The sequence below is a fragment of the Edwardsiella piscicida genome (assembly GCF_001896205.1).
Classification (GTDB): domain Bacteria; phylum Pseudomonadota; class Gammaproteobacteria; order Enterobacterales; family Enterobacteriaceae; genus Edwardsiella; species Edwardsiella piscicida.
On sequence record NZ_MPNU01000001.1, the window covers coordinates 3,133,143 to 3,145,780 of the forward strand.

7 protein-coding genes and 2 pseudogenes are annotated in these 12,638 nt (G+C 46.8%); 3 read left to right on the top strand and 6 right to left on the bottom strand.

Annotated elements, in window-relative coordinates; translation table 11 throughout:
• Positions 1 to 529 (top strand): IS3 family transposase (locus BRD58_RS14495; protein ID WP_073383960.1); only part of this gene is annotated, 529 nt, incomplete at its 5' end.
• 17 nt (positions 530 to 546) lie between these two features.
• Positions 547 to 954, top strand: a pseudogene (locus BRD58_RS14500) (integrase domain-containing protein); the annotation flags it as partial.
• Between the two features lie 44 nt (positions 955 to 998).
• On the opposite strand, the gene BRD58_RS14505 reads toward BRD58_RS14500, so the two are convergent.
• From BRD58_RS14505 to guaB, 6 genes and pseudogenes are all read right to left on the bottom strand, one after another.
• The gene (locus tag BRD58_RS14505) at positions 999 to 3,560 is read right to left on the bottom strand and encodes a DEAD/DEAH box helicase (protein ID WP_071890351.1); all 2,562 of its coding nucleotides are present in this window, start codon (positions 3,558 to 3,560) and stop codon (positions 999 to 1,001) included.
• On the bottom strand, positions 3,547 to 5,133 hold the full coding sequence (locus BRD58_RS17755) for a Hachiman antiphage defense system protein HamA (RefSeq protein ID WP_158024517.1): 1,587 nt from the start codon (positions 5,131 to 5,133) through the stop codon (positions 3,547 to 3,549). The genes BRD58_RS14505 and BRD58_RS17755 overlap by 14 nt, the downstream gene beginning before the upstream one ends.
• Positions 5,123 to 6,199 carry a ComEC/Rec2 family competence protein gene (locus tag BRD58_RS17995; protein WP_133176318.1) on the bottom strand — a complete coding sequence of 359 codons (1,077 nt, stop codon included), beginning with the start codon at positions 6,197 to 6,199 and terminating at the stop codon, positions 5,123 to 5,125. Before BRD58_RS17995 ends, BRD58_RS17755 begins: the two co-directional genes overlap by 11 nt.
• 261 nt (positions 6,200 to 6,460) lie before the next feature.
• Positions 6,461 to 7,736 (bottom strand): annotated as a pseudogene (locus BRD58_RS14515) (tyrosine-type recombinase/integrase).
• A 213-nt stretch (positions 7,737 to 7,949) separates the two neighbouring features.
• Entirely contained in the window at positions 7,950 to 9,527 is a 1,578-nt protein-coding gene (gene guaA / locus BRD58_RS14520) for a glutamine-hydrolyzing GMP synthase (RefSeq protein ID WP_012849611.1), read from the bottom strand.
• Positions 9,528 to 9,611: 84 nt separating this feature from the next.
• Positions 9,612 to 11,078, bottom strand: coding sequence for an IMP dehydrogenase (gene guaB / locus BRD58_RS14525; RefSeq protein ID WP_012849612.1), 1,467 nt, complete (start codon positions 11,076 to 11,078; stop codon positions 9,612 to 9,614).
• A gap of 171 nt (positions 11,079 to 11,249) precedes the next feature.
• Here guaB and xseA point away from each other — a divergent pair, with 171 nt between their 5' ends.
• On the top strand, positions 11,250 to 12,632 hold the full coding sequence (gene xseA / locus BRD58_RS14530) for an exodeoxyribonuclease VII large subunit (protein WP_069579238.1): 1,383 nt from the start codon (positions 11,250 to 11,252) through the stop codon (positions 12,630 to 12,632).
• Positions 12,633 to 12,638: the final 6 nt, after the last annotated feature.

Consider the following 12,638-nt stretch of genomic DNA (forward strand, 5'->3'; position numbering starts at 1 on the left):
GCCACTGGCCACACCGGAAGCGCTAAACCAGAGCTGGTCTGTCGATTTTATGCATGATGCACTGGCCTGTGGCCGTCGTTTTCGCACGTTCAATGTCGTTGATGACTTTAACCGTGAGGCGTTGTCGATTGAAATCGATCTGAATCTGCCAGCTCAGCGAGTCGTTCGTGTTCTCGACAGGATCGCGGCAAACCGTGGCTATCCGGCCATGCTGCGCATGGATAATGGTCCGGAATTTATCTCTCTGGCGCTGGCTGAATGGGCAGAGAGGCACGCAGTAAAATTGGAGTTTATCCAGCCGGGTAAGCCGACGCAGAATGCTTTCATCGAGCGTTTTAACAGGACATACCGTACAGAAATACTCGATTTTTATCTGTTCAGAACGCTGAATGAAGTGCGGGAAATCACGGAGAAATGGTTATCAGAATATAACTGTGAACGTCCGCATGAATCACTGAACAATATGACACCGGAGGAGTATCGACAGCACCATTATTTGGCCGGGATCTCAAAAAATGCCTGGAACTAAAATGGGTCTATTTACACTGCCAGTCGCTGAAAACCTGGGATAAACAGCTGGAAAAAGGGGCTGAACGTCTGCCAGTGATCTTTGGCACCAAAGGCGGACGACCGCGCATGACACAGGTGATTGACCGGGAAGCCGTTCGCCAGGCGGTGAAAGAGGCGCTTGAGATTGCCGGGGAGCGTGACGGACATCTGATTGACAAACTGGATCTGAAATCCGCGATGGACTACTGGCACAACCATCTTCGCGATGCCGAGCTGACGGGCGAATACTCACCCCACTCCCTGCGCTATGCCTGGGCGCAGGACGCGATCCGGTATTACGAGGAGCAGGGTCTGAGCCACAAAGAGGCGCTGGCGGTAACCTCAACGGATCTGGGACATGGAGATGGTAGAGGTAAATATATTGAGCAAGTATATAATCGTTAAACTTCCATACACTCAATATATTAGCCTCATAAATAGCCCAATCTTCAAAGAAATATTTTAACCTCTCCATATTCAACAGAATCTTTTTGCATAGAATTCAACAGCCCTTGCTTATTAACACTAATTAGCTCATATGAATCCTCATTGAACTTTAAATATTTCCTGAATTCTCTAGAAGACGCAATTATATTTGCAGCATGCCTTGAAATACCTAATGTTTGTAAGCTAATACATAATGGATTCTTAGAGCCATACTCAAGAAATGTCGCCCAATTATGTCCCGCATTGTCCTCACCTAAAATTGCTGCCAGGCATTTATAGTAGTGATTGAAATATTTTTCAAAAAAGAACGATAAAATTCTCTCTATGTTATAAAGAATATCATCAATCACTTTGTTAACATGATTAATATCGTTTTTATCAAAAGGTATGGGTTGTTGTCCCCGTTCAATGACAATGGTTCTTTTTAGATCAATATTTTCGTTTATAATTCTGTTTATTGAATAATCATTGGTCCACTGATTCATTAAAGTAGCAAAATAAGTCAATTGTTCTTTTGACTTTACATATTTAGTTTCTGTTTCACCCCATCTATAAAGATCATAAAACAACTCCAATATCGACAAAATATTTGCATAGTCGAGCGATGGGAGTTTTTTGTTTACAGGAGATATGCTAACGTAATCAAATACTTTTCGTTGTATTTTAAAATTAAGAGATTTATAGGAATTTATAATATCTATAGGAATATCTAAAATATCATTTGCTTTTAGTTTAGCAAGAGATAACAATTCTTCTCGATGTATATCATAAAATTTCCGCAGGACAAAACTATCTTTCAGATTATTTTTAAATCTAATAGTGTCTACAGCCATAATATTAGCGAGATACTCTATCGCCTGGTTCCTTTTAGAAATATCAGTCTCCGTATCAGAAAGATAGCGCTCTATTTCTCTTAACCCAGATTTACTTTCTATCCGGGCATCTATAGTTGTAGTTAAATGCGCTGTTTTCTCTAAAAAAATATCAGTATTATCCCATCGATTTGATTCATCCTGTAAACAAAAAATATTCCCAGATAACTCCTTGCAATATCTACCCGCCCGACCAGCCAGATTCCAAAAGGCAAGTGTCTTATTAGGATTTTTTTTCGCATCAGCGATTAATCTAATTTTATCATCACAATTGATAAATATATTCCGAGTTGGCATATTAACGCCTTCAACCAAAGTAGGTGTACAAAAGATAAAATCAATACCTCCATTTCGGAATAATTCTTCAACTATATTTCTTATTGCTTGTGGTAATTGTCCATGATGATAAGCAATTCGCTTCATTAGAAACATAGCTAAATAATACTCAGGATGAATATAATTACTTATTTTTTTTATGGAATCAATCAACAAAGGAGATAAAACAATATTTTCTGAGAGCCTTATTTGATAAAATTCAAGTGCAGAATCAACAGCTTTAGCCCGACTAGAACAATATATCATATTTGATCCATGTCGGCTCCCTATATTATAAATAAAATCACTTTTTTTATTGAGTGTATATAAAGAATCACTTTCAATATCGATGCATTCTGAATTAGAAAAATATTTAATTTCTTTTTTATGAAAATCAATAAGATAAAGATTTTGTGACACTGGTGATTCAATAATCCTACTTGCATAAATTTTTTCACGCCCAAAAAGATTTAAAAAAACCTCAGGATTTTCAATGTTTGGGGAAGAAAAAACAATTTTCATATTTGGATTGTTGAATAATGCACTGTCGATAGCATTATACTCTGTAAGGCTCCGCACATCTGAGTCATCATTATTTGATAATTTATGTGCTTCATCAACAAACAAATAATCTATACTAACTGCCTTGCCTTGCGAGAACAAATTAAGCAATCGTTCCGGCGTCAATATAAAAATATGCTTAATGATTACGGCATCTGATTTACTTGCTAATGATCCGTGAGTCACTATTTTATAATTGAAATTTTCAATAAGTTCATATAATTCATTTTTAATCTCCAAAGAAAACTGACTTATCAATGCTCTTGTTGGGACTAAGATGACAATGTTTGATGTAGAATTTTGAATAATCTCTTCAATATAGCGTTTTAGAATAAATGATTTCCCCAATGACGTTGGACCTGAAAAACTATAATAAGGTGATTTCAGCATATCAGTATAAATATCAAACTGTGCATCGGTGAATATATATGTGTTATTAAATGTTTGGGCAGATTTCTTCGCTTCATTCTCAAGTCGCTGCGAAAATGGAAGAGCATGATCATTAAAATCTAATGCGTATAAACCAAGTTTAGAGTAGACTAAAGAAGAGATTAGTGAGAACTTCCCCCATTTATCAGAAAATGGTTCAAGTAAACTAATCCAGTGATATGCACACATCCTAGCATTTTGATTAGATGAGTTCGCCAACAAATCAATAAATCTAAATATGTCTCTCAACTCTGTATTGGAAATATTGAAATGGTTCTCAGATTCTATAGTCAACGCAGAATATGCTTTTATTATTTTTTTATAAAGCTTTTTAAAATATGCGCTGTTAAATATTTTTTCTATAATGAAAGAATCAAGCTTCTTCATTTTTTAGACTCTCAATGAACTCGTCATTAAATTTATTTACATCATCGAATGGAACAAAAAAACAATCAATAGTTGCATTAACTATTGATAACTTATTGATTTCCTCTTTCCGATATTCTAGTGCCTGCTGAACATTGAGAATAACTTTTTGTTCAAGCAAAGACGGAAACCTAGATGCATTCTCATATATGAGTGACTCTTCAATCTTATGGTTATAGCCAATAAATATAGCCAATCTGTCTTCATAACCCTGCGAGTACGAAGACTCTCCCGGGATAAGAAGACTGGCTAGGATTTGGCACTCATCTTCGGTAAAGTTTGTTTCTAAAAATGTATTACCAAGCAAACCATCCAACGATCTTAACTCAGGAAATGCTTTAAGAATAGCATCTATCGCATATGAAACGCCATCCGCTAGCGAATTAGATATAAATGCAGCCGAATGAATTAACTCAACATTCCTATTTTTATTAAATTTAACATGGGCACCATGAAAACCTGCATTATTTATTTCATCAAATGAATACAGTTTAGGCGCATGCAGATACGATTCAAGGAATCCTTGTAATAACATTTCGGATATTTTTGTCTTCCTTTCTATTTTCAAAAAATTACGTATCGCGGATAGCGTAGCATTTCCAAATGTATTTCTCTCGCGACACCTCATTAATTGCTTACGGGAAAGGGAAAATGATGGAATACAATCAATTAACCGATCACCAATCTTAACATAATCATATTTTTTACCATCTAAACACAGCCTATACAGATTAACAATTCGATTTTTGTCTAAATTTAAATCACATTCCATTCGGACAAAGCACTCCATAAAATCGGACTGAATTAGTGCTTTAAAATTATTTGATAGATCCTCTTCCACTTCTAAAGGGACGTATCCGGAAGATGTAAGAAGCTCATTTATAGAAAAATCAACTATATCACCATAACAAATACCGTAATCACCAGTATCAGTATAAAGCCCTAGTAACCCCACACAACTAGACGAATTTAAAATAATCCCTGCACCAGAGTTCCCTGAAAGACCATTTTTAGGATCCTCTAATGCAGTCAATGTATCATTAATAATTTGAAGACAAATTTTTTCATTTCTAAATAAACTAAAATTATCATAGTGCAAAGGTTGAACAGATTGATGTTCATTAATTGCAGGATAACCGCAAGAAACAAATTTATGTGATGGATTATAATTAGCAGCATTAATGATTTTTGTTCTTGGTAATACTTTTCTTTTTAAATCAAGATGAGATTTATCATTTAAGACCAAAATAGCAACATCTTTCTTTGGAGAAAGTAAAATATCCTTTACTTTGCATAGGGGAAAAGTATCAGTATCAGGTTTGCAAATGCTTACTTTAGTTTTTGCCGCACCACTAAAAACACAGGTATCACATTTCTTATGTTTAAACTTACAATCGTTAGGACTGGATTTACATATTGAATGCTTTGCTGTTAATACGTAAGAATAATCATCACCATGGCAAATAAAACCACTACTATTTTTATTGTTATAGCTTACTTTCACTCCCAACTTATCTGCTATATCAATACTCATAAGAGAGATGAACTCCATCATTTTTGTTGCATGGAAACCTCACCATAACATCTGGCTCCGATAAAAATATATTTCTTAACTCTTCCTTGTCGTAAGTAAAATGAAATATAGTATTTTCTATACCATTACTAAATAACACACGACTTAACGCTTCTTTATTCGGATGAAAATGCCGTTTATTTGCGTCAGCTGAAATTACAAAATCACGACAACTGATCAAAGAGAGCAAATCGTTATTGATATTTTTCGCACTCCCATGATGGGACATTTTGACTATATCGAATATTGTTTTCTCTACGCCGTATAAATCTATTATACTTTCTGCGACAATAGTAGGATGAGCATCGGAAAGAAGCAGGAATCGTCTTTCTTTCCATTCAATATTTAATGCTATACTAGCTCCATTGACAACACTATTGTCCTCTGTAAAATCATCCATTTTCTCATAAAACTCTCGCAATGAAGTCTTATAATCATATCCATGTTCTCCACTGGATTTAACTGGACCTAACTTCTGCTTAGGCCAATATTTATTAAGAGCAGATAATTTATCTTTAGTAGGTGATAATATATTAATAGTCAAATTAGCTATTTTTTCTGACATCCCTGATAATATGATTCTTTTATTCCACTTATTACCTTTATCTAAAAGAGTGTATAAATTATTATCTTGCGCCCTTGATGACTTATTACTCCCGATAATTTTCCCATCAAGGTTATATTTTTGTGTATTTTTGCATTTAGTATTAAAAAAAGAATTTATTGTTTTCTCAGAATTAAACCATAACTCTTTTACTAGTGGCTCTAAATCACTATCTCCCATAATTTTAAGAATACCTGAAATGTGATCGTCATCACTATGCGTTACAATTACAAGATCAAAGATTCCTTTATTACCATTATCAATTATCGAAATTAACATTCTTTTCTGTATGTTAAACTCTAATTGATTTCTATTCCCACCATCAATGAGAATATTGTGATATTCACCATCGTCCCCTTGGAATTGAATTACTAAACAATCCCCTTGGCCAGCAGGTAGCGCATAGAAATGACATTCAAGCATGTTCGGAATACCTTAAAGATATGCTTTAAAAAGTTATCACCCAATCGTGCATTAAACTAATACGAAATCTTTTGATATCTAAGTTAAATTATCCATTTTATCCAACTTATCACATTATACCCCATTTAAAAACCTATATATAAAAACACTAGTTTTATATACAGCACTTTATACAAACCATATACTTATGGCCTTAGATTAAAAATATGGTGAATCCAGCCAATTTCTAGATATCAATGTGGATACGCCTGAGTCATGGTATTAATTACCGTAATTCAAACCACTGGCTTCGCCCAACATCCACTTTTCGTAGTTGGTTGGAGAAAACGGTGTAAGCCTCACCAGCGTCCCGGCGATCCACCCATCAACCATATCCGCCCACTGCTGCAACATGTAAGTACGCTGCTGCGCGTATTTCGCTTTGTTGTAAATTGCCCTCACCCCTTTTTGCTCATGCGCGAGCGCATTTCTCTATCCAGTCTGATGGATACCCTGCCTCGTGCAATAAAGTACTGGCTGTTCATCGCATGTCATGGACGGTAAAATGCTCCAGCGCCTCCCCCTGCGACTGTGCAACTTTTACCGTTGTGGTGATAACACCATTGAGAGCTGCATTAGACAGCGGTTTGTTGATACTGTAGCGCCCTGCAAGTAAGTAAGGACTTCCTCCGGCACACATTTGCAGCGCCACCAGCAGATCGCAAGCCTGACGGGAAAGATAGACGACATGAGGCCGCCCCCCTTTCATACGACCTTTGGGTATGATCCATTCATTAGTATTGAAATTCACTTCATTCCAGGTCGCCTGAGTAAATTCACTTTTACGCACCAGCGTAAGGAAAATCAGCTTCAGGGCCAGTTTGAGCGTGGGCATGCCAGCAACGGTATCCAGCGTATTAAAGAAGATAGAAATTTCCGGCAGAGAAAGGGTTCTGTCACGAGGAAGAAATGTGGCTATCGAACTGGCCTTGATATCCTGAGCAGGATTCTTAAAGTCATGCCCCCGGTTTTTCGCGTATGTATAAACGCTACTGATAATCTCACGCGCCTGTACCGCCGTGGCATTACCGCCACGATCCACAATGCGATCGCACAGGGTTCGAACCATTGACGGCGTAATCTCCGCCATTTGCTTATTACCCAGAAAAGGAATGATGTCCCGGTCAATGACGGCCTGCTTCATCGATCTTGTGCTGTCTGCAAGGGAGGCACGCTTCATATAGCTGACGGTAAAATTTGCAAAAGTTTCCGCATTTCTGATCTGATTTTTACCGTCACGTTTCTTCACAGCAGGCGACACGCCTGACTTGATCAGCTTTTTGGCGGCAATGAGTTGTTCACGCGCTTCAGACAGTGAAATACCGTCAGCACCATACTGTCCAATGGTCAAAGTTTCACGACGGCCATTAATCCGATAATCGTAACGAAATGAGCGAGTTCCAGTGGGCGATACGGCCACATAGAGCCCATCACGATCGGTAACTTTGTAGATTTTTTCCTGCGGTTTAAGTCTTTTAAGCTGGATATCGGTAAGCATACGCCCTCCGGAAATACCGTCAGAATTGACTAATTACTGTACGTATTGGCTAAAGAGAACTGTCTACTTTTTCGACGATTACGTCAAGTTTACCGTCAGGAGCTGTGCGCCACATAGAAAATTCATGAATGCACATAAATAAAAACCCCCTGTAAAAACAGAGGGTTGATTGCATTTTTACCTGTTCATGAAAACTCAGGAAGGGTTATCGGCTTATTCCCACTCGATAGTGGCCGGCGGCTTACCGGAGATATCGTACACCACGCGGGAGATGCCGTTGACTTCGTTGATGATACGGTTGGAGACCCGCCCCAGGAAGTCGTAAGGCAGGTGCGCCCAGTGCGCGGTCATGAAGTCGATGGTTTCCACCGCACGCAGGGAGACCACCCAGTCATACTTACGGCCATCGCCCATCACCCCGACGGAGCGCACCGGCAGGAAGACGGTAAACGCCTGGCTCACCTTGTTATACAGGTCGGCCTTGTGCAGCTCTTCGATGAAGATGGCATCGGCGCGGCGCAGCAGATCACAGTACTCTTTCTTCACTTCGCCCAGCACGCGCACGCCCAGACCCGGCCCCGGGAACGGGTGGCGGTACAGCATGTCGTACGGCAGCCCCAGCTCCAGACCGATCTTGCGCACTTCATCCTTAAACAGCTCTTTCAGCGGCTCGACCAGACCCAGCTTCATCTCTTTCGGCAGACCGCCCACGTTGTGGTGCGACTTGATCACGTGCGCCTTGCCGGTGGCAGAGGCGGCGGACTCGATCACGTCCGGGTAGATGGTGCCCTGCGCCAGCCACTTGACCTGGGGCAGCTTGGTCGCCTCTTCATCGAACACCTCGACGAACACGCGGCCGATGGTCTTGCGCTTGACCTCCGGATCGGCGATGCCGGACAGCGCAGAGAGGAAGCGCGCTTCGGCGTTGACGTGGATGATGTTCAGACCGAACCGATCGCCGAACATGTCCATCACCTGCTCGGCTTCGTTCAGGCGCAACAGGCCGTTGTCCACGAAGACGCAGGTCAGGCGCTTGCCGATGGCGCGGTGCAGCAGCAGCGCGGTGACAGAAGAGTCCACGCCGCCGGACAGGCCGAGGATCACCTCGTCGTCGCCGATCTGCTCACGCATGCGGGCAACGGCATCTTCGATGATGGTGGCCGGGGTCCACAGCGCGGCGCAGCCGCAGATCTCCAGCACGAAGCGCTGCAGCATATGCTGACCCTGATGGGTATGGGTAACCTCCGGGTGGAACTGCACGCCGTAGAAGCGTTTTTCCTCGTTGGCCATAATGGCGTACGGGCAGGTTTCGGTGCTGGCGACGGTGGTGAAGTCAGACGGGATCGCCGTCACTTTGTCACCGTGGCTCATCCACACGTCCAGCACGGCGTTGCCGTTGGCGCTGAGGGCGTCCTGAATGCCGTCGAACAGACGACCCGGCGCCGTGACCTCGACCTTGGCATAGCCAAACTCGCGCTCGGTGGAGCTTTCCACGCGACCGCCCAGCTGCATGGCCATGGTCTGCATGCCGTAGCAGACGCCCAGGACCGGGACGCCGGCCTGGAATACGTACTCCGGCGCACGCGGGCTGCCGGCTTCGGTGGTGCTCTCCGGGCCGCCGGACAGAATGATGCCGCTGGGGTTGAACTCGCGGATCTGCGCTTCGCTGACATCCCACGCCCACAGCTCGCAGTAAACGCCGATTTCACGCACGCGACGGGCCAATAACTGGGTGTACTGTGAACCGAAATCCAGGATCAGGATACGATCTTGATGAATATTTTGCGTCATTAGGGGCTCTGTATTGGCAAATTGATCGGGCAAAACGGTACAAACTCAGCGGGCCCGACGCTGCGCCGGGCCCGGCTCGCCGGGTTAAGAACCCAGACGGTAATTCGGTGACTCTTTGGTAATGGTCACGTCGTGCACGTGGCTCTCCTGAATACCGGAGCCGGTGATTCGCACGAACTGCGCCTTGGTGCGCAGCTCATCGATGGTGGCGCAGCCGGTCAGCCCCATGCAGGAGCGCAGGCCGCCCATCTGCTGGTGTACGATCTCTTTCAGGCGGCCTTTATAGGCCACGCGCCCTTCGATGCCTTCCGGCACCAGTTTATCGGCGGCGTTATCGCTCTGGAAGTAACGATCGGAGGAGCCCTTAGACATCGCGCCCAGCGAGCCCATTCCACGGTAGGACTTGAAGGAGCGCCCCTGGTACAGCTCGATTTCCCCCGGGGACTCTTCGGTCCCGGCCAGCATGGAGCCGACCATGACGCAGGCGGCACCGGCGGCCAACGCTTTGGCGATGTCGCCGGAGAAGCGGATACCGCCATCGGCGATCACCGGAATGCCGGTCCCTTCCAGGGCGGCGACGGCGTCAGAGACGGCGGTGATCTGCGGTACACCGACGCCGGTCACGATACGGGTGGTACAGATTGAGCCCGGGCCGATACCCACTTTGACGGCGTTCACCCCCGCGTCGGCCAGCGCCTTGGCGCCGGCGGCCGTCGCAACGTTGCCGCCGATGATCTGCAGCTGCGGGAATTTAGCGCGGGTTTCGCGAATGCGCTGCAGCACGCCTTCGGAGTGACCGTGAGAGGAGTCGATCAGCAGCACATCGACGCCGGCCTCGACCAGCGCGGCGATGCGCTCTTCGTTACCGGCACCGGCGCCGACGGCGGCGCCGACGCGCAGGCGGCCATGCTCATCCTTACAGGCGTTCGGCTTGCGCTCGGCCTTCTGGAAATCTTTCACGGTGATCATGCCGCGCAGGTGGAAGCTATCGTCCACCACCAGGGCCTTCTCAACGCGCTTTTCGTGCATGCGCTGCAGCACCACGTCGCGGGCTTCGCCCTCTTTCACCGTCACCAGGCGCTCTTTCGGCGTCATCACGGCGGTGACTGGCTGCTCCAGGTCCGTCACGAAGCGCACGTCGCGGCCGGTGATGATCCCCACCAGCTGGTTATCTTCCGTCACCACCGGGTAACCGGCAAAGCCGTTACGCTCGGTCAGGGCCTTCACTTCGCGCAGGGTAGTGCTCGGCGTCACGGTCTGCGGGTCGGTCACCACGCCGGATTCGTGCTTTTTCACCCGGCGCACTTCATCGGCCTGGCGCTCAATGGACATGTTCTTATGGATAAAGCCAATGCCCCCTTCCTGCGCCAGCGCAATGGCCAGACGCGCTTCGGTGACGGTGTCCATGGCGGCGGACAGCATAGGAATGTTCAGGCGAATAGTGGCAGTCAGCTGAGTGCCAAGTTCGGCGGTGTTCGGCAGAACGGTAGAATGGGCAGGAACTAAGAGAACGTCATCAAACGTCAGGGCTTCTTTAACAATACGTAGCATGGGCAATATCTCACCAGAGAGGAAGGTCAAACCAGATTTAATATTGCCGCGGCATTATACAGGCCGAAACCGGTTGCCTCCAGTATTTTTTTCATAAATATCTTGCGATGCATAGCCATGCATGTAGTATCGACTAATTAACAGTATGATTTTAAGTTTGATCTAGGTCACATGACGCAGCCTGTTACCCCCACCATCTTTACCGTCAGCCGGTTAAATCAGACCGTACGCCAACTGTTGGAGCTGGAGATGGGGCAGATTTGGCTGTCGGCCGAAATCTCCAATCTTTCCCAGCCCGCCTCCGGTCACTGGTATTTCACCCTCAAGGATGACAAGGCACAGGTGCGCTGCGCGATGTTTCGTAACAGCAACCGCCGCGTGACCTTTCGCCCGCAGAATGGCCAGCAGGTCTTGGTACGCGCCAGTATCACGCTGTATGAACCGCGCGGCGACTATCAGCTGATCGCCGAAAGCATGCAGCCGGCGGGCGACGGCCTGCTGCAGCAGCAGTTCGATGCGCTCAAGCAGCGTCTGCAGGCCGAAGGGCTATTTGACGTCGGCCACAAACAGCCGCTGCCGTCACCGGCGCGCTGCGTCGGGGTGATCACCTCCGCCAGCGGTGCGGCGCTGCACGACATGCTGCACGTACTGCGTCGGCGCGATCCGGCGCTGCCGGTGGTGATCTATCCCAGCGCGGTGCAGGGCGCCGAGGCGCCTGGGCAGCTGGTGCGCGCAATTGCGCTGGCCAACCAGCGCGCGGAGTGCGACGTGCTGATCGTCGGGCGCGGCGGCGGCTCCCTGGAAGATCTGTGGAGCTTCAACGATGAGCGGGTCGCGCGGGCGATCTTCGCCAGCCATATTCCCATCGTCAGCGCCGTCGGCCATGAGACCGACGTCAGCATCGCCGACTTTGTCGCCGATCTGCGTGCGCCGACCCCCTCGGCAGCGGCCGAAGTGGTCAGCCGTAACCGGGACGAACTGCTGCGCCGTCTGCTGAGCCAGCGTCAGCGACTGGATATGGCGCTGGATTATACCCTCGCGCGCCGCCGTCAGCGCCTGCAGCAGCTGCGTCACCGCCTGGAACAACAGCACCCCCAGCTGCGTCTGGCGCGCCAGCAGGCGCGACTGCTTAACCTGCGCCGTCGCCTGGAAGAGGCCATCGATACCCGACTGCGCCTGGCGGAGCGGCGCTGGCGTCTGAGCGGAGAACGCCTGCAGCAGCGCTCTCCGGCGCATACCCTGCGCCAGCAGCAGTACCGCCTGCAGCAGCTCAACCACCGTTTAGAAAGTCAACTGCAGCGCAGCGTGGCCGCCCGACGGGAGCGCTTTAGCGCCCTGTGCGCACGTCTGGAGGGCATTAGCCCGCTGGCGACGCTGGCGCGCGGCTTCAGCGTAACCCAGCGCGATGACGGCCTGCTGCTGCGCCGCCGTGAGCAGGTCGCACCGGGCGATACCCTGCGCACCCGCCTGGAAGACGGCTGGGTCGAAAGTCAGGTTACCGCCACCCGCCCCTTGACCGCCCACCGCCCCCGCAGGGCAAAGCGCAGCGCATAAGCCTCC

What these genes read in the sequence shown, in the direction of transcription:
- BRD58_RS14505 (WP_071890351.1), bottom strand. Translation starts at nt 3,560, where the DNA reads ATGAAGAAGCTTGATTCTTTCATTATAGAAAAAATATTTAACAGCGCA.
- BRD58_RS17755 (WP_158024517.1), bottom strand. Translation starts at nt 5,133, where the DNA reads ATGAGTATTGATATAGCAGATAAGTTGGGAGTGAAAGTAAGCTATAAC.
- BRD58_RS17995 (WP_133176318.1), bottom strand. Translation starts at nt 6,199, where the DNA reads ATGCTTGAATGTCATTTCTATGCGCTACCTGCTGGCCAAGGGGATTGT.
- guaB (WP_012849612.1), bottom strand. Translation starts at nt 11,078, where the DNA reads ATGCTACGTATTGTTAAAGAAGCCCTGACGTTTGATGACGTTCTCTTA.
- xseA (WP_069579238.1), top strand. Translation starts at nt 11,250, where the DNA reads ATGACGCAGCCTGTTACCCCCACCATCTTTACCGTCAGCCGGTTAAAT.
- guaA (WP_012849611.1), bottom strand. Translation starts at nt 9,527, where the DNA reads ATGACGCAAAATATTCATCAAGATCGTATCCTGATCCTGGATTTCGGT.